The organism is Shouchella rhizosphaerae (genome assembly GCF_036700015.1).
GTDB classification, from domain to species: domain Bacteria; phylum Bacillota; class Bacilli; order Bacillales; family Bacillaceae_D; genus Shouchella; species Shouchella rhizosphaerae.
This window is the reverse complement of sequence record NZ_CP144921.1, coordinates 3,746,427-3,766,075: the sequence shown is the minus strand read 5'-3', so window position 1 is coordinate 3,766,075 and position 19,649 is coordinate 3,746,427. Positions and strand designations below refer to the sequence as shown.

Here is a 19,649-nt window from a genome sequence, read left to right as displayed (position 1 = left end):
AGCTTCATCGGTTCCCAAGTCCTATAAATTTATAACCAACGCCCCATACCGTTTCTATGTATTTCGGATGCTTCGTCCCGTCTTTTAATTTGTGTCTGACATTTTTCACATGGACTGTAACCGTCCTGCTGTCAAAGCCATCGCCATTCCATACTGCTGCGTACAGCTCTTCTTTTGTAAAAACGCGCCCTGGGTGGTTGGCTAAAAACAGCAGCAGTTCAAATTCTTTTGCTGTAAGAGAAATCTGCTCGCCACGGGCGAAAACACGCCTGCCTTTTATGTCGATTTCTACATCTATAAATTGAAGCCTGTCTTCTTGCTGTGGGTACGACCGTTCATAACGGCGAATTTGCGCTTTCACCCTTGCCGTTAGTTCAAGGGGGCTAAATGGCTTTGTCACATAGTCGTCTGCGCCTAACCCGAAACTTTGGACTTTGTCGAAATCAGTTTGCTTTGCACTAACAACAATAATGGGCACTTCTGAACTGGCACGAATTTTCTCACACAAAGCAAACCCATCCATTTTCGGAAGCATCAAATCGATTAATACAAGCTGGTACGCACCTTCACAAAAGGCATGGTAGCCGCTTTCCCCATCAGCTTGCCATACGACTTTAAAGGATTCCCTCTCTAAATACTCTTTCACAATCGTTGCAATTGATCGATCATCTTCGATTAACAATATTGCCATAAACCGTTCTCACACTCCTAAAATGCTACCCCTTATCAAACCAAGGTTTCATTTCGTTTGATGCTTTTCGCTCAAGTACTTGTTATTTTTGTTTACGAAAAAAGCAGCGAAAGGTTTCATGCCTTTCGCTACACCTAGCTACGTTTTCAGATAAAAAATCCGATAAAGCTGTTCAATCGCTTGTGCCGGCATTAACGCTTTTCCATATTCGCAAATACGATGGAAAGAGGTCGTTGCCGGGCTGCCAAATTCTGATAAAATCGCTATAAGGGCTGCTTCATTCACTTCTTCAAGCTCTGCTTCGTTAAACTTTAAGTAGAAGCGCGTTTGATAGGAATGCAATTCGCCGCCTAGCATGTCAATGGCATGTAGACGAGATGCGAGACCAATGACATCTTCAAACGAAGAAAATTCATAAAAAACTTCGTCGGTCTCGTCTAAAGTCAATTGCATTTCAATGAATCCTTCTTCATAGTCTTCGGCATCATACTCGTCAGCAGGGTCGCCTTTCGTAATAATAAAGACCATGCCCTGCGCTGGCATCGCAAACACTTCAACCGCAATCGGCCCATCGATTTTAAAACCTAGCTCGTCATCTGCTTCCAGCATCATATCCCGGAATAAGTCATGGACTTTCGGAACATCTTGCCACAAGTCTTCTTTTGTAATCCCTCTTTCGTCCATATCATCATAGGTTAAAAAAACCTTAAATTTATCGATTGCTAAACGCTCTAAGCGCATACCAGCCCCTCCTTTATGCCCGTATGGTTCTCTCGCGCGTATCTATACGATACGGTATGTGGATACGCAAAAGATGGTTCTCAAAATCATTATTTTTCCTAAATCCAATTTTTAAGGTTGCAGCATTCGTTCAACCCAAATTTCCCAGTCTGCTCTTGACTTGCCGATGAACATCGTCTCACAGTTTGCTTTCTTGTTGTCAGGGAGCTCGGGAAACCCTTTTCCAAGCAACCCTATTTTCGTGTTAGGCTGTTTTTTTATCACTTGTTTCAACCAGTCCTCAGCAGCCTGCATATTCTGTTCGTCTCTGCAAGAAACTGCAACAAGAATAGGCGCGCATTGCTGCACAACCAATTCTGCATCTTCAACAGAAATTCCTGTCCCAAAACAGATTGTGCTAAAGCCTTTCCGTTTCAAATAAAAGGCAAAGATCCTTAACGGCAAAGCCGATTGTTCATGAGGGCCGCAAAACAACAAAATTTTTTGCTTTGACTTGTCAGCAGGTAGCACCATTGCCAAATTTGTGATTTTCGCCTCCATGGCTCGTACAGCATATTGTTGATGAGCAAGTGTAATCGTTCCTTGCCTTCTTTCCTGTTCAAGCATGTCGTAGGCGATGCTGAACAGTTCAATCGCCACACGTTCCATCGAATACATACTAAAAGCGCGGTTCAGCCATTCTTGGGCTTGTTCTTCGTCAAAGGCGAGCAAAGCTTTTAGAAAATCCGTGGCAAGGTGGCTTATATAGCTCGAATTATCCGTTGCTGTACTCCATTCCCCGCTCGCTTTGTCAGCCTCTTTTAGTTCAACGGCTTGTTTAATGGAAAATCCTTCATTGACTTTTTCAATTAGCCAGCGGAGCACGGCAATGTGTTCGTCTGTATACAAACGATGGCCGCTTTCGTTCCGGTCCGGGTTAATCGCCTGGTATCGCCTTTCCCACGCCCTTAACGTTCCCGGGTGAATCCCTAATTTCTTGGAAACGGCCTTTATGTTATACTTCCCATCTTTAGAGGTCATCATCCTGCCTTTGCCCCCTATTCCTCCACCTTTGCTGTGCTTGGTTTGATCGTAATCGCATGAACTTCAGGCGCCGCGCCCAAACGAAGGGGCACAGATGTCGTTCCATACCCATTGCTCACGAGTTTCAAAAATCCGCCTTCCTGTACAAGTCCGCCTTTTTTCTCTAAGCCGAAACCAAAGACACGGATTTGCCCGCCATGCGTATGTCCACAAAGCATCACGTCCACATCCCTCCCATGTAGGGAATGGCTTACATTTGGGTAATGGCAAAGGACAATTGTATAAGTGTCCTGTTTGTCGGCAAAAAGCTTGTCCAGTTCTTCCTCGCTATAGTCTCTGTCGCTAAGTCCAATGATTGTGACAGGAGTTTCCTTTATCGTTATCGTTGTTCGTTTATTGTCTAAATAGCTTACGCCATATTTATGAAGGCTTGCAGCAAGCCATTGTTGATCGACTTCATCGTCATTGTTGCCTCGCACAAAATAAACAGGCGCCAATTCAACTAATTTTTGTAAGTTCTCTTCAGTCCGTGCTTTTGGAGCAGCTCTCTCTGTTAGATCTCCACCGATCAATACCGCATCGCAACGCTCTCTCGCCATATCCAATATTTCATCGGCAATTCGCCGCCGGTGGATATCCGAAATAAACAAAAGCTCGATTGGATCTGCTTTTGTTGGGATTTTCGCGCTTGAGAAAGTGTGGAAGCGGACATTGTTTTCTTGGGCTTGTCTCACCATATGCATCGCCAAGGCGCCCCCAGCAAAAGCAACAGCGGTTTTTATCCAGAATTTCCACATTTCCATTAAGCTCCTTGTCATTCGAAAAGTATAGTTGTATCATACCACATTCCTGCCATAATTGCCTTATTTGGCAACTTTTCTCGGCCAATTGTTCGCTTGAACAAAACGAACAAAAAAACGGAGGCTTATGATTCGCCTCCGTGTTACTTTTTATCTCCAGTGCCTAAGAAGGATAAAGCAGCTGCGCCTAGGTGTTTGGCGGCCACAAGCATAGCCCGCTCGTCAATATCAAACTTAGGGTGGTGGTGAGGATAAACGATCCCCTTCTCCTCATTTCCAGCACCAGTGAAAAAGAACGCGCCTGGAACACGTTGTAAATAATAAGAAAAGTCTTCTCCACCCATAACAGGCTCGATTTCATGCAACTTTTCTGCTGGGTGAAACGATGCCGCTGTTTCCATTAAAAGTTCCGTCATTTTACTGTTATTCACAACAGCTGGATACCCTTTTGCGTAAGTAAACGAATAAGTCGCTCCGCTCGCCTCGCATACCCCTTTGATCGTTTCTTCCATACGGGCAATTAATTGGTCTTGTACGCTTTCACTAAACGTCCTTACCGTCCCTTCTAATTTCGCCGTATCGCTAATGACGTTGAAAGCACCTCCGGCGTGGAAAGAAGCGATTGTGACAACTGCCGGTTCTAAAGGGTTGACATTGCGGCTCACTAGCTGTTGGAGCATCAGCGCTATAGACGAGCCGACCATGACAGCATCGACTGTTTCATGGGGAAGAGCTCCGTGCCCGCCTTTTCCTTGTATATTTACTTCAAAGCGGTCTGAAGCAGCCATCAAACGGTCATATGAATAGCCAACTTCCCCATAAGGAAGAGGGCTCCACAAATGGGTGCCAAAAATGGCGTCCACCCCATCTAAACAACCATCTTCAATCATTGCAATCGCACCGCCTGGGGCAAATTCTTCTGCAAATTGATGGATGAGAACAACCGTCCCTTCTAACTCATCACGCATCGCCACAAGCGCTTTTGCCAATACGAGCAATGTAGCGGTATGGCCATCATGGCCACAAGCATGCATTTTCCCAGGAATTTTCGAAGCAAACGGCAGCCCTGTTTCTTCTTGAATTGGCAACGCATCAAAATCAGCCCGCAATGCTACTGTTTTGCCTGGTTTTTTGCCTTTGATCGTCCCGACGACACCACGTCCCCCTACTTGTGTGCGCACGTCAATACCAAGATTTTGCAAATAGGAAGCAATTTTTCTTGGTGTTACTTCTTCTTCAAAGGCCAGTTCAGGCTCAGCATGAAAATCCCGGCGCAATTCCACCATTTCTGGGTAAAGTGATTCAAGTTTTTTAAACAACGACTCTTGCACCGACACCCCTCCTCATTTATGTACAAAAAAGGTACCCTAAAAGGATACCATCAAATAAAACATACTGCCTTAATCAGAGTTCTGGGACATTTTCAAAAGCATAAACGCCATCGAAACCGCCACAGCAATGGCAGTTAGACCGATGCCGAGAATTGAAATTAATTGAGACCCGCTCATTCTTGTCCACTCCTTGCTTTATCTGCCTTAAAGAAAACGAATACATCTCCAGTATAGCATAACGGAAGGCGATTTTGAAAGGCTATCCAACAAGCGCTTATCATTTTCCTGTTACGACCTCTGCCGCCTCCTTATTGATACCCCTTCCACAGCCTTCTCCTTAACTCGCCTAATTTTTTTGCGGCTCTCCCCTAATATGAGCACAAAGCCAACTAAGATTGAGCTGTATGACGTAAGGATCCGCCAAAATACGAGTGCAATTAACAATGTTGCTGGCGATACAAAAGACTGGAACAGCCCGCTAAACGTCATCTCAGCCGCACCACTGCCGCCAGGGGTCGGCACAACTGTTGCAAACATGACCACAAACGCATGGAACACTGTGCCAATTAAAAGGGTGATATTCGGCGCACCAAGTGCCTGAAAAATAAAATAAGGCACGCTGAAAAACAGCAATAGTTGTGCAGTAGTTAACAAAGATGTAACCAAGAGAGCACGCTTGCTCCGCACAAGTTGCCTGCTTTTTTCATGAAAATCGACTAACGCCCCGCCTAATTTGATTTTCCATTCAACTGCCTTACGCTTGCTAAAAAAGCGAACAGGGTAGAGAATCCCGTAGGCAAGTTTTTCCGCCAGCTTCCGGTAAAACACGACGAGCAACATCGCCACAATCACAACAACATGGACTCCATAACCAATCAGCATGAGCAGTTTCAACTGTGGCATTGCTTGCGCCAACGCTCCATAGCCTACGATTAAAATTCCGGAAAAGCTTAACACAAGCACGACTTGGAAGACGAGAAATTTCATCAACAAAATCGACGTGGCACTTCCACCAGGCACACCTTTTTTCACTAATACGTAAAGCTGTGCAGGTTGCCCCCCTGCTGCCATTGGTGTAATTTGATTAAACATTTGGCCTATCATTGTGGAATAAAAGCTGTCGAATAACCCCAGCTTTGCTCTTTTTCCGACCATCACTTTTAGAACGGCTGCTTCCAAGAGCCACGACAACAACAGAATAACCGCGGCAAGAGCAAGCCAAGTTAAGTGGGCTTGGCGAATGCCTTCAATAGCTGCCTCCAAGCTAACATTCCGTGCCAGGAAAAACACGCACAGGGCGCCGAGCAAAATGACTAGCGCTAGTTGTAAAAATATTTGTTTCTTATTCATGCACTGGCTCCCTTATTTTGAGGAGGCTTGAATAAAAGGCGTCCCACTCGTTAAGCAATCGTTCTTCTGAGTAGAAGCTTGCCCCTTTTTTAGCTCGTTCGACCGTCTGCTCATAAAAACTGCGGTCGGCCTCCAAACGTGCTATCGTCGCCGCAAACGCTTCGTTCGTTCCAGCCCGCTCATAAAAATCAAATAATATGTTTTCATATAAAGGCAAATCTCTAAGTAGCAACGGCTTATTACAGCTCATTGCCTCTAAAATTGTCATCGGGAACAACTCATGATAAGACGGCGAAAAAAGCAAATCCGCTGCATTGTAGCAATGCTTCATCTCATGGCGTTCAAGGATTCCTGTAAAATGGACATTTTCCGGCGGGTTTTCCACTAGTTTTTTCAATTCGGCATATCCAGCAGTTAACTGCCCAAACGAAAAACCGCCTGCCCAAACGAAATGAATATGTTTGAGGCGTTTGGCGACATCCAGAAAATCCAATACGCCTTTTCGGTGTTGGATTTGCCCTGCACCTAACACGACAAACGCCTGCTCCGGAATATTGAACCGCTGTCTAAACGCGATTCTCTCTTCCTCCGTCCCTTCAGAAAACCCTTCTTTAGACACAAAGTTTGGAATGTAGGATACCCGGTCACGCTCGATTCCATACTGAGCCAACTTGTCGATAAAGGAAGGGTTTACGACAACAAGTCGGTCCATCCGCTTATAAAAGGCGAGAATGTATTTGTAAAACACACGTCGAAAGAAGCGTGGCAACTGCAAGCTATCGTCAACCGTTTCAGGTAAAAAATGAACGTAGCCTACGTTTATGCCTCTTTTCCGCGAGAATGACGCAAGGTAAAACTTTAAGTCAATAGTGTGGTAATGAGTAATATCCGCAGCTTGAAATGTATTCAATTGAAGATCGTATTTATGTTGTGCTTTTCGCTCCAGAACGTTGACTAGTTCCCGATAGGCAGAGGCGACCCCCTGCCCTTTTACTTTTTCTGCAGACGATAACATTTCGAGTTTAATCATAATGACTGCTCTTTTCGATAAAGGATTGCTTGCCTAAGTTTAGGCGAACTGTTTTCGATTTTTTTGTTTTTGGCGAGCTCAAAATAAGTTTGTTCTACTTTGGCGCCAAACGCTTCTGCGGTTAATGGCTGAATTTGTTTCTTGGCAGCTTTGCGCACTTTCGATAAATGGGATGAGTGCAGCAAACGGCGCAAAAGTGGTCCAAGATCCTCATCTTCTTTAAATACAAAACCAGTTGTGCCGTCTAAGACAATCCGTTTAATACTTGGATCAGACTTGGCCACTACAATGCAGCCTGAAGCCATTGCTTCAATATAGGTAAGGCCTTGCGCTTCAGTCGTCGAGGCACTTACGAACAAATCACCTAAATGGTAGTAATGGTGGATCTGGTTCCACTCAACAGCACCAGTAAAGCGGACATGCTCGCTAATTCCAAGGGATACAGCCAGCGCTTCAAGAGACTTTCGGACAGGCCCGTCTCCAACCATCACCGTTTTCACATGGTCCAATTCGCTCTCCAATGATTTGATTGCGTACAAGAGCGCCTCCATGTTTTTTTCTTCTGCCATCCGGCCAATGCTAATAATGACTTTGTCACTTTCATTGATCGCAAGCTTTTTCCTTAACGCCAACACATCCACCAAGCTTGCTTCAGAACGTTTAAACTGCTTCACTGAGACGCCTGTAGGGATGACATAAATTGGTTCGCTCACTTTATAACGGCGCAAATAGGTCTTCACTTTTTCCGTAGGTGCAATGACAGCATCAGCACCGCGGCAAAACCATTTTGTTAAACGGCCAACCATTTTCGGAGACAACAGCTTTCCTCGTGCAATGTAATGAACATAGTCTTCATACATCGTGTGGTATGTATGAATGTGAGGAAGCTTACATTTATGTGCAAGATGCTTTCCTAAGCATCCCATTGTAAATTCTGTGTGGGTATGGACGATTTCGATGTTTAGTTCCTTCATCAGTTTTGTCGCTCTGCGTATCCCAGCGTAAGCTAAGCGTCGTTCGGGCACAAATCCAACAGCAAGGCTTGAAAACCGAAAAACCTTCCCCTCCTCCTGTTCTGGATCTGCCGCTTTATCCGTTGAGGTAAAAATGTAAACGCGATGACCCCGGGCGCTCAATTCTTTTTCAAGTGTTGCAATAGACGAAGCCACCCCGCTAATTTGCGGAAAATAGGTGTCGGTAAAGATCCCAATATTCATGTTATTCCTCTTTCCTTTTCTGAAATGGAGCTTACTTTCTCAATAGAACACTAGTAAAGTATAAAGCTTCTTGCCAATAAAAGAAGAAAGATCCCATTTCTTTTTATAAAAATTTTAGAATTAAGCCCATTTCCTTTTCAATCAAAGGCGAATCAATCTTGTTCTAGTGTTCTATTCAAATAGTACACTAATACTATGATATCTGCAAATACATTGTGTCGTTTGCCAGTTTTTTCGCTCTTTAAGTCTGTCTTAAAAGGCTATACCGGCATAAGTGGGCCGAAGTTTCTTTTTGACATCATACACCATGTCATCCATTCGCTCTGCTATAACAATTGGTTCAATAGACGCCATCGACGGCCTCTCCTCCTTTTGCCCCGTGTTGCCAGCTTGCCAGTAGCCGTTTATCCCTTCGCTGACTTATTGACTATTGATAACCGATTAAATGCCTTTTTATTTTATCTGTCTCCTTTCACCTCACATACAAACTTTTGTGCTAATAAACGGTCACCTTTACAAACCCGGAAAACCAACATTATGTTCGATAGAATCGAATGATCGACTTGCATTTGGACGTTTAGGAACTCATCACCATCTTAATTCCTTTTGAAAATCATTGCCACCTACGCATTTATTTTAACAATCCGTCCCAAAAAGCGCGATACCCTTTAGAATGGTCTTGCACTCAGTCTCTAGCCTGATATTACTGTTGTCTTCATTGGCTAAAAAATGGTCTTGTTCCTGCTTACTATGTTTATTTTCTTTGCAATTGATTGTTTTCGATTGAATAAAAAAACGCCAAAGTTGGCGCTTGAAAGACTTACTATTTTTTATAACGGACACATGTCCCCATATAAAAAGGAATCCGTCTTTTTTATTTGTTAGACTGGCTTTTATCATTTTTTGTTTCTTTTCCATTTTGTAAATCATTAGTTAACACATCGTCAAAAAAGAGATCATCGGGCTTTAAGGAAAAAACAGCCGCAATTCGGTAAGCAAGTTCATAAGAAAGCCCTCTTTTCCCATTTTCTATTTGCCAATAGAATGGGGTACTCACGTTAATTTTTTTTGCTACTGCCTCTAACGTCATTTGGTGCTCCAATCGAACTTTTTTCAATGTTTCCCGCTGCAATACGATCACCTCATTTGATTAACTAAAAGTTAACTACAGTATATCCTTCCCAGTTTCTTCTGTAAATACAATTGTTTCTATTTAGTTAACCGAATTTACGTTAGCGATTTGTTAACATATAATACAGGTAGACCGAGCAGAAAGGGTTGTGCATATGACAATTGTTCCAGAGCGGCTAAAAACATTAAGGAAAGAACGACAGCTTACCCAGGAACAGCTAGGCGAGCTGATCAATGTAACAAAAGTGTCCATATCAGGTTATGAAAATGGCAACCGCACCCCTGACACCGATACATTACGCCGCCTTGCAGATGTCTTCGGTGTTTCAACCGATTATCTGCTAGGGCGTTCCAAAGAGAAAAATGGCTCTTTCTTTTATGACAACGAACTTACGCACAAAGAGGCACAGTTATTGCGTGAACACCTTGCCTTTATCCGCTTCCAGGCCAATAAAAAGGAAAGTGAAACAGACTAATAAACGAGATGTGCAGGCAAGTGTGCAGAGGCCTTTGCATAGCGGTTTTAAAGCAGATGAACGAGGTAGACGACCGACATCTATGAATGTATGTTTGTTACAAACGAAAACAGCTTGCTAAGCAGGCTGTTTTTTTTAGCTTATCTGTTTATCTATATCTCATTCGAAATAAAACAAGTTGATGGAGTAGCGCGTTTGCATTTCTTTTAAATAGGCTTCTTTCTCGGCTGCGCTACGCTCAGCTGGCCAAAACTCTTCGCTGCGCTCGATAAACTCGTTGCGCAGCGCCTCAAATTCCTTTTCTTTTTTTGCCGCTTTCTTTGATAAATAAACAAGTCCAATAAGAGACAAAAAGAGCACGACGAGTAAAGTTGTTGACAATGGCGAAGCCAGCAACGCTTTGGGAAAGACCGTGCGCCCAGTTTGAGGTTCATTCAAAAGAATTACAAATGTGCACCCACTAATGAGTGCAGCCCACCCGCAAAACAAGTGTTGTTTCTCCAAGCGGTCCCACTCTGCTTTACGTTTAATCAACTCTTTCGTAATCATCTCTAGTGCCAGTTGTCCTCCCATCGCCTGACCCCTCCCATACGTAATCTATGGGAAAGGCTGTCCTTTTAGAACAAATAGAACGAGACTGCTAAGCTTGTGAAAACAAGCAAAAAGAAAAGAACAGCGAGCATATGGGCAATGGGAGAGACCACTGCTTTTTTCTTGTCTTTATGTTTCTTTTTATGGTGCCGTACTTTTGAACGGGGAGGCAGCGTTTCAGGTTCTCCTTGGTTTTCTAAATCAATCGGCTGTTCGCTCATTGGCATCCCCTCCTACTTTCTGTTCTTAGCATTTAAAACAAAGGCAAGAACAGCGTTAATGAAAAAATGCGCACATACTACAGTCGCAAAGTTCCCTGTCACCTCAAACGTCCAGCCAAGCCCTATGCTTATAACGAGTACGTAAGCAAACAGCACAGGCTTTGTTACATAGCGAAAATGGACAATCGCAAACAGCAGACTCGCCAGCGGCAGCCCAACGAGCTGTTGCAAAACCGCTCTGAATAGCCATTCCTCGCAGAAGGCCACCAACAAGCAAAAACAGACAATATGGACAGGGCCCATGCCGGTAAAAACACGCTCATTCAATCCCCCATCATCAAGCCAGCCTTTTGGCAGCAACACGACAAGCAGCCAATTTAGAAGCAGAGCGGCAACAGCAAACAAACTTCCGTTCCCTATTCCCGTAGCCCACTGAAATTCAAGGCTGTGCCAAATGCCAACTGGTCCGCCTGTATAGAAAAAGCTTAACGCGATGCCAATGACCAAAAGCAGCAATTGCGAACCGTATAGGCTGATGTAGAAATCTTTTTTATCCAGCTGAGTGGTGGCGCGGCGGTTTGCTTTCATCATTTTCCCTCCGCCACTGCAAAAACGGCTTTAAGCTCTTCTTCCCACAAAAACGGCGCTTCATTTACGTTAACAGGCGTCCGTTTAAACGAGTCAAGGGTAAGGCCACACACATCACAGCACGGATTATGGGGGGCTGGAACCTCGTCGAAATAAGAAAGTAGTTGTTGGCGCCGGCAAGTTTGGTCATCACGGCCATAGTGAAACACCGGTAACAGCCGGTTCTGTTTGGCGGCGATTTGCTCTTTAAAATGGCGGTGGAGCAAACTTGTTAGTTTTGCCATTGAAAAGGATTGGACAAGCCCTCCCTTGATTACACCCCATTTTTCTAACAAATAGCCAACCGTCCGTGCTTGATCGGATTGCATGGCTAAAAGCCGGTTCTCAAATGATGGAAAATCAAGCGGCTCTCCTACTTTTAACTGTGAAAGTGCCCATACCCATTCATCGGCAGTAAAATCGTTTTTTTTAAGTAAATTTTTCGCTTGTACACGATCTTCTCGAGCAGTTAGAAGCAAAGCAAAGCTTAAAGCCCCATCGCGCCCAGCGCGACCAATTTCTTGGATGTAGGAGGCGATGTCAAGTGGGTAATGCAAATGGATGACATAACGCACATCTGTTTTGTTAAGCCCCATCCCAAATGCGTTCGTCGCACAAATCACATCCAGTTGGCCATTCATAAATTGTTGTTGGACAAGCAAGCGGTCAGCGTTTTCCATGCCGCCATGATAAAAGCTCGTCCGAACATGCTTCACTTCCTGAGCAAGATAAGCGCTGCATGCTTCTGCCTGGGCTCTGCTCTGAACATAAATGATTCCTGGTGCTTGATAAGTAGCGACCATTTCCACAAGGCGCTGCTGTTTTTGTGCTTGGTCAGCAGCCTCCTCAGCTAGTAGCACAATATTGGAGCGGTTGACACTCTCAATATGTTCAAACGGTGTCCGTAAATCAAGCTGCTTTTTAATATCAGCGCGGACTTCTTTCGTGGCTGTGGCTGTAATCGCTAAACAAGGCGGTGAACCGAGCGCCTGTTTAATGTCGCAGATCCGCAAATAATCAGCGCGAAAGTCATGCCCCCAATAAGACACGCAATGGGCTTCATCGACGACAATATAAGCGACTTTGACCTTTGCCAAAGCAGCGAGCAGTTCTCGTGATTGCAACATTTCTGGCGACGTGTACAACAGTTTCACTCTTGCAAGATTGCGGAGCAAACGTCTCCGTTCTGCCTTTTCCGTAAAGCTGTTGAGAGCGGCCGTTTGTTTCAGCCCGATTGATTTCAACTGCTGGACTTGGTCTTCCATCAATGCGAGCAGCGGTGAAACGACAATCGTAACCCCGTTGGCAAGAAAAGCAGGCAGCTGGTAACAAAGGGACTTCCCCCGTCCTGTCGGGAGCATAGCCAACACGTCTGCCCCATTTATGAGCGCTTCAATGATTTCTTTTTGCCCTTGCCTAAATGAAGTAAAACCAAACAAAGCTTGCAAATGGCGTTCTAACATTGTATGAATCCTTTCCTCGCCAGCGTAAGCCGAATGTCAAAATACGTGACTTCATTGTTAAGCGCTGTTCGAATCGTTTTTAACTTTAATGTACGGAGTTCGCGGCTGACGCGTAAAATGTTCTTTTGCGTTTCTTCGCTCACATAGCGGTCTATCGGGAAAGAGCGGTCAAACAAAGCAATTTCGACAAGATGATCTTCAATCGTCGCCGGCTTTAAGCCGCGTATATGCGCGAGCTCTTGCACGGAATCAACTCTCGACAATAAAGAGGCAGTTTTTCGTGCCGATGCAGTGCTTGTCCGGCTTTGTATTGTTGGAAGCAAATGTAAAAGCACTTCGTAATCGTGCGGGTTTTCACTAATCTCAGCCATCAGTGCATGGAGGTTGCTTTTATGGCGTAGTTCAACTTCCATTAAGGAAAGACGATAGCGCAAGGCAAGCTGTTGCCTCGTCTCCCCGATCCGCCTTTGCCTTGAAAGCTGGAGAACAAATAGTTCAGCTTGCAGCCGGTCGCGCTTTCTTAAAAAAGCGGCACATTCTTTATATACCTTCATCCTGTATCGATGCCGTTCGGCCGGTTTTGGGAGTGCGCTTTTGACGAATCGTTGTACATCTAAATCACCGACGACAGGAATAAAAGAAGTCCCCGTTGCTAATGCATTTAATGACTGCACAAGTAGAGCGAGGCGGTTCCAAAAAAGCACATCCGTTTGTTGGAACAACCCATTGTTTATATGGTGCACGTAAGAATGGTCATGTAGCCAGGCATCCAACTGGATCTCGCCTTTCTCAGTCAGCTGATGCGCCCCGTCTGTTTCGCGGACTTTCCCATTTTCAAGCAACGCGTTCACGACTTGTTCCGCTTCGGTATAGGACAATTGGGGCAAAAGACCAAACAAAGGAAGAGCGTTGAACAAAGCGCCATCTTGTATCGTTTGGGCGGAACGCTTGCCTTTTAATAAATGATACGCCCCGAATAAAGAGCGTTCGCCTTGAAAACGATGGCAGGCAAGCATAAAAAGCTGTTCTTTCACGATTTTTCCCTCTTTCAATCGTGCCTTGGTTTTCCTCATTGTATCAAAACAGCCTTGTTTTTGTCCTTGTTTGTCAATTGCAGTTTTGCTTGTTGCGCGCTACAATTGAATCAGTTTAGGCTTAAGGGGTTCTGCCATGAAAAACTGTTATACGATTGTCGAACTAGATACATGCATTGCTTGCGGCGCCTGTGGGCTCGTTGCCCCAGATGTGTATGATTACAATGAAGAAGGGCTAGCTTACGCTCTCCTTGATCATAATACTGGAAATAAGCCACTTCCCGACTTGCTCGTTGACGATGCAATCGATGCAAAAGATGGCTGCCCAACAGACTCGATTAAAATTTCCGACAAGCCTTTTAACGGCGATCCGACTAAATACGAATAAAAGATTCGCTTTTGATTAAAGTTATCTGTCTTTTTTCGGTATTTTTCTTTTTTATAACAAACGGGGATTAGCGATTACAAGAAAAACCGAACTTTTTTGGTTATGACGATTGACTTTTCTGCGTTGCCATGATAAATTATCTAACAAATCAAATTGCTAAAAACGATGATGAAGACATGAAAAGCAAGGCCGATTCAGAGAGCTGGTGGGAGCTGCAAACCAGTGACAGCCTGTTTGGATAGCCCTTCTAAGTTGTCACGTCGAAAAACAGTAGACGTGTGCCGGCTTCTGCCGTTACCAGTAAAGATGCACATCTTGTGCAAACAACGAGGGTGGTACCGCGAACATTCGCCCCTCACAGCAAAATTCTGCCGCTGTGGGGGGCGTTTTTCATTTATGTAGGAAGAACCATAAAAGGAGTGGAGTACAATGAACCAAGTTGCAGAGCCAAAAACAGCCCAATTTCATATTCTCGTAGCCGATACCATGAGCGAAGAAGGCCTATTGCCTTTGCTTGAGGCTGACCATGTCGAGGTTACACAAGCAAGCGTCGACAACGCTGGGCCATTGGAGCAATACGACGCCCTGTTAATCCGCAGTGCCACTACAGTCACCGAGGAGCTCCTCAGCCGTATGCCGCGCTTGAAAATCGTTGCTCGTGCCGGCGTCGGTGTTGACAATGTAGACATACAAGCGGCAACCAAACATGGCGTTGTCGTCATTAACGCACCTGACGGCAACACGATTTCGACGGCGGAGCACACATTTGCGATGATGTGCGCCCTGTTGCGCAACATTCCACAAGCTAACGCTAGTGTCAAGTCAGGAAAATGGGACCGCAAAGCGTACCAAGGGACTGAACTTCGGGGAAAAACACTCGGCATTGTTGGCTTTGGCCGTATTGGTACGCAATTAGCCAAACGGGCCAAAGCGTTTGAAATGGGCGTGCTTGTGTATGATCCATTTTTAACGGCTGAACGAGCAGAAAAACTTGGGATTGCCCAAGGCGAGTTGGACCATGTCTTATCAGTTGCTGATATCATTACTGTGCATACGCCATTAACGAAAGACACAAAAGGGCTTTTGAATATGGAAACAATCGCGAAAACAAAGCCAGGAGTGTTTTTAATCAATTGCGCCCGTGGTGGCATTATTGATGAACAGGCATTAAAACACTACTTAAACAACGGCCATGTTGCCGGGGCTGCTTTGGATGTGTTTACAGAAGAACCAGCGACAGACAAAGAATTGATTGGCCATCCTAGCGTAGTGGCAACGCCTCACATTGCTGCTTCTACGAAAGAAGCGCAGCTAAACGTGGCTGCCCAAGTTTCTCAGGAAGTGCTACAATTTTTAAACGGTGAGCCGGCATTAAACTCGATTAATTTGCCAGCTATGCCAAAAGACGTTTACGAAAAAATCAAGCCCTATTACGACCTTGCTAGGACAATGGGCTCCGTATTATCACAATTGATGCGTATCCCTGTCCAAGAAATTGAAGTGTTCTACAGCGGCACAACGGCCGAACAAAATACGAGCGTGCTAACGAGAAGCCTTATTTCCGGTTTTCTTCAACCACGCGTTGATGCGGCTGTCAATGATGTCAACGCATCCCTTATTGCCAAAGAACGTGGCATTTCCTTTGGCGAAAAGCATGTGACGAAAACATTCGGCTACTCTAACCTCATCCAAGCGGTTGTCCACGGCGAAGGCAGACAGTTTGAAATGAAGGCGACTTACATCCATGAATACGGTCCACGGATTGTATCAATCAACGGTTTTTCAGTCGACGTCGTCGCAGAAGGGCATATTTTATACATTCAACATTTTGATCGTCCTGGCGTTATCGGCAAAATGGGCCAACTTCTCGCTAAGCATGACGTCAATATCGCAACGATGCAAGTAGGCCGGAAATCAGCCGGCGGCGAAGCGATTATGATTGTCCAAGTCGATAAACATGTCGATCAAACTGTGATCGACGGTTTGTTAACGTTTGACGAAATCGCTATTGCTAACGTCATTGATTTATAAGTCTTGAAAAACATAGACAGCTTTTGCTACTAGGCAGGATTCGCCGATAGCATAAATGAACGATCACTTGCCTGGCCACCTCGTTTTTCAACGAGGTGGCATTCGTTTTCTTCTACTTCCCCTACTTCCATAGCGATTCTAAAAACAAACCAGCATGTCAGCTTCAAAAAACATTTGCTCACCAGTTCACAATATGATATGATCAACTTGAGGATTTTGCTCAATGGTTCACAAATAAAGACCACTCTTGTGAAATTACTCACATTCTTATACAGGAGGCTACAACAATGAAAATAATTGTGATTGGTTGTACCCACGCGGGTACGACTGCCGTTAAAAATTTGCTCCGGCTCCATCCTGACGCTGACATAACCGTCTATGAACGAAACGATACAGTCTCCTTTTTGTCTTGCGGAATTGCCTTGCACGTTGGCGGTGTCGTCGAGCATGCTGAAGACTTGTTTTATTCATCTCCACAAGAATTGGCTGCTCTTGGCGCAAACATGCACGTCCTTCACGACGTGATTAACGTTGATAATGAAAAGAAAAAAATTCGTGTTCGTAACCTTCAAACAGGTGAACAATTTACGGACAAGTATGACAAACTCGTATTTACGACAGGGTCTGCTCCAGTCATACCGTCTATTCCTGGTGTCGGCTTAAAGAACATTCAGCTTTGCAAAAACTATTACCAAGCACAGCAAATTATTAAAAAAGCAACGAACGCCCAAAAAATAGCTGTCATTGGTGCGGGCTACATTGGCATTGAACTCGTGGAGGCATTTGCAACAAACGGCAAGGATGTAACCCTTATCGAAGGTGCCAACCGTATTTTAAACAAATACCTCGACCATGAATTTACTGATAAGATTGAAACTACATTACGTGAACATCATGTGACGCTTGCGCTAGGCGAAAAAGTCGAGTCATTTATCGGAAACTCGGCAGGGGGCGTCCAAGCTGTACAAACAAGCAAACAGACACACGAAGCAGACCTTGTCTTGCTTTGCGTCGGCTTTAAGCCACTAACAGATCTCATTAAAGATAAAGTCGACACACTTGAAAATGGCGCTCTACTTGTGAATGAATATATGCAAACGAGCGATCCTAACATTTTTGCTGCTGGAGACAATTGTGCAGTATTTCACAACTCTGCCAACCACATGGCGTACATTCCTCTTGCCACCAATGCAACCAAAATGGGCACGCTTGTGGCGTACAATATTAAGCGCCCGACCTTTGCCTATAAAGGAACACAAGGAACATCTGGACTAAAATTGTACGACCTAAACATTGCCTCTACTGGTTTAACGGAAGAAGCAGCAGCGATCTATGGCCTTGATGTCCGTTCGTTTACATTCACCGACCATGAACGCCCGACATTCATGCCTTCTGCTGAGGAAGTTCGCATAAAGCTTGTTTTCGAACAGGAATCGCTTCGTATTGTCGGTGCCCAAGTTATGAGCAAGACCGATCAGACACACCTAATGAATACCGTATCGGTTTGCATCCAACAGCAGATGACGGTGACTGATTTAGCGTTTGCTGATTTCTTCTTCCAACCACATTATAGCAAGCCTATTCACCTGCTGAACTCGCTCGCCCTTAACATTCTTGAACAAAGGGAACCAATGCAAAAAACAGCAGAAGTACGCGTATCAACTTAAATGAAAAAGCAGCCCTCTTTTCAAGGAGTGGCTGCTTTTTTACTTGTCCGTCAAGCCAATGCCAACCGGGTGCTAGAACAGCGTTTTCGAAAGCGTGCACCGCCAGCTCCAACACAACAACAAAGTTGGTCGACAATCTTTAAGGTTGTAGAGAAGCCTTTTTCAAATCCTTAGACGACTTGAACCAAGCGATAAGGACAATTCCAGCAAATACGGTCCAAAAGATCGTTTTCCATAACGAAGATTCTGGGAAATGCTCTGGTAAAATGTGCAAATCAGGATGGGCAAGTGTATAAACAAGAAGTTTTACGCCAACCCAGCCAACGATTAAATAAGCGGCTGTTTCAAGGCTTGGCCGCCATTCAAGCAATTTAATAAATTTGCCTGCTGCAAACCGCATAATCACAATGCCGATGATCCCACCACTTAGGACAACAGCAAATTGTGCTCCGTCCAGTTGGCCAATGTTTGGCCAATTTGTCGCTGGCAATGTGACGGCAAGGGCGACGGCCGCTAAAATGGAATCGACCGCAAATGCAAAATCGGCAAGCTCGACTTTTACGACTGTTTTCCAAAATCCTACAGGCGCTTTCATCGCCTTTGCACTCTTTGTTTTCTTCTTGACCCATTTTCGATACAAATAGTGAATCGACAAATACAACAAGTAAATAGCGCCTATTGCTTGAATTTGCCAAACGTCGACAAGCAAAGAAATAAAGAACAAAGAAATGATGCGAAATAAGAAAGCACCTGCAAGCCCATAAAATAAAGCTTTTTTTCTTTCGTTTTCTGGCAAATGGCGAACAATCATTGCCAGCACCACTGCGTTGTCAGCAGCTAAAATCCCTTCTAGAGCAATTAAAACAAGCAAAACCCAACCATATTCTAAAAGAAGCGGCACATGTTTCCCTCCTAAAAAACCGTTGCTCCCTTTAGGGTTGCCAACGGCTTTTTAACTATGTACGCTTCTTTCAGCTAAAAGCAATGAACTGGCAAGTTATTGCTTTTGCCGCTCGATGTTTCGCTCCATTATGACTTCGTCTGTGACAGGACTTTTCAAACTAAAAAAAAGCAAACTAATGGCTAGCCCCAGCACAAGCACAATCCCGATCCGCCTTACAAAATCGATAAAACCAACCATATTGGCCTCCTTCAAGTCGCTAAAAAAGAGCCACTAAGCCGGCAAATAGCGCCTTCTTATCGCTCTTTTAAACATTCGTCAGTACTATCCATATGGCTTCATTTCCGGTTTTATTCCTCCCTTTGCAGGCGTTGCTCGCCAACATAGAGGACATCTTGTTCGGCTAACTCGTGATTAGCACTACGCGCCATTGTAAAAAAGCAGTCCGACAAGCGGTTAAAAAAAGGCAACAACGCTTGGGACACATTAGCGACGCTATTGATTTTACGTTCTGCTTTGCGGGCGTCTGTACGGCAACGATGCAATGCGCAAGCAGGTTCAGACCCTCCTGGAAGAATAAACCCGGACAGTGGCGGCAACTTAGCCGTATGGGCGTCAATGCAACGCTCCAACGCATCGGTATGGGCGCTCGTGATCTTCCATTCCGCCTCTTTCGCTTGGGCCAAATCGGCCCCTGCATCAAATAATTGGTGTGATAACACAATCAGTTCCTCTGTTAGTTGGCTAAGGCCGTGCTTTTTACAGCTGTATATCGCAAAGCCAAGTGAACTGTTCAATTCATCGACTGCACCAATTGCTTCAACGCGTGCATCTGTTTTTTGCAAGCGGGCTCCGACAATGCTCGTCTCGCCCCAATCTCCCCTTTTCGTATAAATCTTCATTCTACCTTCTCCTTAAGGCCTATTTTGGACGTCT

21 protein-coding genes are annotated in these 19,649 nt (G+C 44.7%); 4 read left to right on the top strand and 17 right to left on the bottom strand.

The window, feature by feature from the left end; genetic code table 11:
• Positions 1-4: 4 nt before the first annotated feature.
• From V5G21_RS18755 to V5G21_RS18715, 9 genes are all read right to left on the bottom strand, one after another.
• Positions 5-691, bottom strand: coding sequence for a response regulator transcription factor (locus V5G21_RS18755; protein ID WP_011246702.1), 687 nt, complete (start codon positions 689-691; stop codon positions 5-7).
• Positions 692-829: 138 nt separating this feature from the next.
• Entirely contained in the window at positions 830-1,432 is a 603-nt protein-coding gene (locus V5G21_RS18750; protein ID WP_011246701.1) for a genetic competence negative regulator, read from the bottom strand.
• 111 nt (positions 1,433-1,543) lie between these two features.
• Positions 1,544-2,455, bottom strand: coding sequence for a MerR family transcriptional regulator (locus V5G21_RS18745; protein WP_050748971.1), 912 nt, complete (start codon positions 2,453-2,455; stop codon positions 1,544-1,546).
• 14 nt (positions 2,456-2,469) lie between these two features.
• Positions 2,470-3,252, bottom strand: a complete 783-nt coding sequence (locus tag V5G21_RS18740; protein ID WP_041823793.1) for a metallophosphoesterase — start codon at positions 3,250-3,252, stop codon at positions 2,470-2,472.
• Positions 3,253-3,398: 146 nt separating this feature from the next.
• The gene (locus V5G21_RS18735; RefSeq protein ID WP_011246698.1) at positions 3,399-4,586 is read right to left on the bottom strand and encodes a M20 metallopeptidase family protein; all 1,188 of its coding nucleotides are present in this window, start codon (positions 4,584-4,586) and stop codon (positions 3,399-3,401) included.
• A gap of 288 nt (positions 4,587-4,874) precedes the next feature.
• A complete protein-coding gene (locus V5G21_RS18730; protein WP_011246697.1) occupies positions 4,875-5,936 on the bottom strand; it encodes a lysylphosphatidylglycerol synthase transmembrane domain-containing protein in 1,062 nt (353 codons plus the stop codon).
• Positions 5,929-6,966, bottom strand: a complete 1,038-nt coding sequence (locus tag V5G21_RS18725) for a glycosyltransferase family 4 protein (protein ID WP_011246696.1) — start codon at positions 6,964-6,966, stop codon at positions 5,929-5,931. Before V5G21_RS18725 ends, V5G21_RS18730 begins: the two co-directional genes overlap by 8 nt.
• Complete coding sequence (locus tag V5G21_RS18720) at positions 6,963-8,183, bottom strand: glycosyltransferase family 4 protein (RefSeq protein ID WP_011246695.1); 1,221 nt, start codon at positions 8,181-8,183, stop codon at positions 6,963-6,965. The genes V5G21_RS18725 and V5G21_RS18720 overlap by 4 nt, the downstream gene beginning before the upstream one ends.
• 874 nt (positions 8,184-9,057) lie before the next feature.
• On the bottom strand, positions 9,058-9,273 hold the full coding sequence (locus tag V5G21_RS18715; protein ID WP_050749038.1) for a helix-turn-helix transcriptional regulator: 216 nt from the start codon (positions 9,271-9,273) through the stop codon (positions 9,058-9,060).
• Between the two features lie 196 nt (positions 9,274-9,469).
• Here V5G21_RS18715 and V5G21_RS18710 point away from each other — a divergent pair, with 196 nt between their 5' ends.
• Positions 9,470-9,790, top strand: coding sequence for a helix-turn-helix domain-containing protein (locus V5G21_RS18710; protein WP_011246693.1), 321 nt, complete (start codon positions 9,470-9,472; stop codon positions 9,788-9,790).
• Between the two features lie 159 nt (positions 9,791-9,949).
• On the opposite strand, the gene V5G21_RS18705 is transcribed toward V5G21_RS18710, so the two are convergent.
• Genes V5G21_RS18705 through V5G21_RS18685 form a run of 5 tightly spaced genes read right to left on the bottom strand, consistent with a single transcriptional unit; the run spans position 9,950 to position 13,726 of the window.
• A complete protein-coding gene (locus V5G21_RS18705; protein ID WP_011246692.1) occupies positions 9,950-10,363 on the bottom strand; it encodes a YpbF family protein in 414 nt (137 codons plus the stop codon).
• A 44-nt stretch (positions 10,364-10,407) separates the two neighbouring features.
• Positions 10,408-10,602, bottom strand: a complete 195-nt coding sequence (locus V5G21_RS18700; protein WP_011246691.1) for a hypothetical protein — start codon at positions 10,600-10,602, stop codon at positions 10,408-10,410.
• A 12-nt stretch (positions 10,603-10,614) separates the two neighbouring features.
• Positions 10,615-11,190: a CPBP family intramembrane glutamic endopeptidase gene (locus tag V5G21_RS18695; protein WP_011246690.1), complete on the bottom strand. Its 576-nt coding sequence runs from the start codon at positions 11,188-11,190 to the stop codon at positions 10,615-10,617.
• Positions 11,190-12,692 carry a RecQ family ATP-dependent DNA helicase gene (locus tag V5G21_RS18690; protein WP_011246689.1) on the bottom strand — a complete coding sequence of 501 codons (1,503 nt, stop codon included), beginning with the start codon at positions 12,690-12,692 and terminating at the stop codon, positions 11,190-11,192. The genes V5G21_RS18695 and V5G21_RS18690 overlap by 1 nt, the downstream gene beginning before the upstream one ends.
• Positions 12,686-13,726: a helix-turn-helix domain-containing protein gene (locus V5G21_RS18685; protein ID WP_035204088.1), complete on the bottom strand. Its 1,041-nt coding sequence runs from the start codon at positions 13,724-13,726 to the stop codon at positions 12,686-12,688. Before V5G21_RS18685 ends, V5G21_RS18690 begins: the two co-directional genes overlap by 7 nt.
• Positions 13,727-13,862: 136 nt before the next feature.
• Here V5G21_RS18685 and V5G21_RS18680 point away from each other — a divergent pair, with 136 nt between their 5' ends.
• The 3 genes from V5G21_RS18680 (at position 13,863) to V5G21_RS18670 (ending at position 17,812) form a co-directional block, all read left to right on the top strand.
• Positions 13,863-14,114, top strand: a complete 252-nt coding sequence (locus V5G21_RS18680; protein ID WP_062747071.1) for a ferredoxin — start codon at positions 13,863-13,865, stop codon at positions 14,112-14,114.
• Between the two features lie 429 nt (positions 14,115-14,543).
• A complete protein-coding gene (gene serA / locus V5G21_RS18675; protein WP_011246686.1) occupies positions 14,544-16,145 on the top strand; it encodes a phosphoglycerate dehydrogenase in 1,602 nt (533 codons plus the stop codon).
• 287 nt (positions 16,146-16,432) lie between these two features.
• Positions 16,433-17,812 (top strand): FAD-dependent oxidoreductase, encoded by a 1,380-nt coding sequence (locus V5G21_RS18670; RefSeq protein WP_095326055.1) that lies wholly within the window; start codon positions 16,433-16,435, stop codon positions 17,810-17,812.
• A 139-nt stretch (positions 17,813-17,951) separates the two neighbouring features.
• Here the strand turns inward: V5G21_RS18670 and V5G21_RS18665 are convergent, their stop codons facing one another.
• From V5G21_RS18665 to V5G21_RS18655, 3 genes are all read right to left on the bottom strand, one after another.
• Positions 17,952-18,713 (bottom strand): TerC family protein, encoded by a 762-nt coding sequence (locus V5G21_RS18665; RefSeq protein WP_011246684.1) that lies wholly within the window; start codon positions 18,711-18,713, stop codon positions 17,952-17,954.
• Between the two features lie 96 nt (positions 18,714-18,809).
• On the bottom strand, positions 18,810-18,953 hold the full coding sequence (locus V5G21_RS18660) for a hypothetical protein (protein WP_011246683.1): 144 nt from the start codon (positions 18,951-18,953) through the stop codon (positions 18,810-18,812).
• A gap of 110 nt (positions 18,954-19,063) precedes the next feature.
• The gene (locus V5G21_RS18655) at positions 19,064-19,615 is read right to left on the bottom strand and encodes a cob(I)yrinic acid a,c-diamide adenosyltransferase (protein ID WP_338465006.1); all 552 of its coding nucleotides are present in this window, start codon (positions 19,613-19,615) and stop codon (positions 19,064-19,066) included.
• Between the last annotated feature and the right edge of the window lie 34 nt (positions 19,616-19,649).

What these genes read in the sequence shown, in the direction of transcription:
- V5G21_RS18755 (WP_011246702.1), bottom strand. Translation starts at nt 691, where the DNA reads ATGGCAATATTGTTAATCGAAGATGATCGATCAATTGCAACGATTGTG.
- V5G21_RS18750 (WP_011246701.1), bottom strand. Translation starts at nt 1,432, where the DNA reads ATGCGCTTAGAGCGTTTAGCAATCGATAAATTTAAGGTTTTTTTAACC.
- V5G21_RS18745 (WP_050748971.1), bottom strand. Translation starts at nt 2,455, where the DNA reads ATGATGACCTCTAAAGATGGGAAGTATAACATAAAGGCCGTTTCCAAG.
- V5G21_RS18740 (WP_041823793.1), bottom strand. Translation starts at nt 3,252, where the DNA reads ATGTGGAAATTCTGGATAAAAACCGCTGTTGCTTTTGCTGGGGGCGCC.
- V5G21_RS18730 (WP_011246697.1), bottom strand. Translation starts at nt 5,936, where the DNA reads ATGAATAAGAAACAAATATTTTTACAACTAGCGCTAGTCATTTTGCTC.
- V5G21_RS18725 (WP_011246696.1), bottom strand. Translation starts at nt 6,966, where the DNA reads ATGATTAAACTCGAAATGTTATCGTCTGCAGAAAAAGTAAAAGGGCAG.
- V5G21_RS18720 (WP_011246695.1), bottom strand. Translation starts at nt 8,183, where the DNA reads ATGAATATTGGGATCTTTACCGACACCTATTTTCCGCAAATTAGCGGG.
- V5G21_RS18715 (WP_050749038.1), bottom strand. Translation starts at nt 9,273, where the DNA reads ATGACGTTAGAGGCAGTAGCAAAAAAAATTAACGTGAGTACCCCATTC.
- V5G21_RS18710 (WP_011246693.1), top strand. Translation starts at nt 9,470, where the DNA reads ATGACAATTGTTCCAGAGCGGCTAAAAACATTAAGGAAAGAACGACAG.
- V5G21_RS18705 (WP_011246692.1), bottom strand. Translation starts at nt 10,363, where the DNA reads ATGGGAGGACAACTGGCACTAGAGATGATTACGAAAGAGTTGATTAAA.
- V5G21_RS18700 (WP_011246691.1), bottom strand. Translation starts at nt 10,602, where the DNA reads ATGAGCGAACAGCCGATTGATTTAGAAAACCAAGGAGAACCTGAAACG.
- V5G21_RS18695 (WP_011246690.1), bottom strand. Translation starts at nt 11,190, where the DNA reads ATGAAAGCAAACCGCCGCGCCACCACTCAGCTGGATAAAAAAGATTTC.
- V5G21_RS18690 (WP_011246689.1), bottom strand. Translation starts at nt 12,692, where the DNA reads ATGTTAGAACGCCATTTGCAAGCTTTGTTTGGTTTTACTTCATTTAGG.
- V5G21_RS18680 (WP_062747071.1), top strand. Translation starts at nt 13,863, where the DNA reads ATGAAAAACTGTTATACGATTGTCGAACTAGATACATGCATTGCTTGC.
- serA (WP_011246686.1), top strand. Translation starts at nt 14,544, where the DNA reads ATGAACCAAGTTGCAGAGCCAAAAACAGCCCAATTTCATATTCTCGTA.
- V5G21_RS18670 (WP_095326055.1), top strand. Translation starts at nt 16,433, where the DNA reads ATGAAAATAATTGTGATTGGTTGTACCCACGCGGGTACGACTGCCGTT.
- V5G21_RS18660 (WP_011246683.1), bottom strand. Translation starts at nt 18,953, where the DNA reads ATGGTTGGTTTTATCGATTTTGTAAGGCGGATCGGGATTGTGCTTGTG.
- V5G21_RS18655 (WP_338465006.1), bottom strand. Translation starts at nt 19,615, where the DNA reads ATGAAGATTTATACGAAAAGGGGAGATTGGGGCGAGACGAGCATTGTC.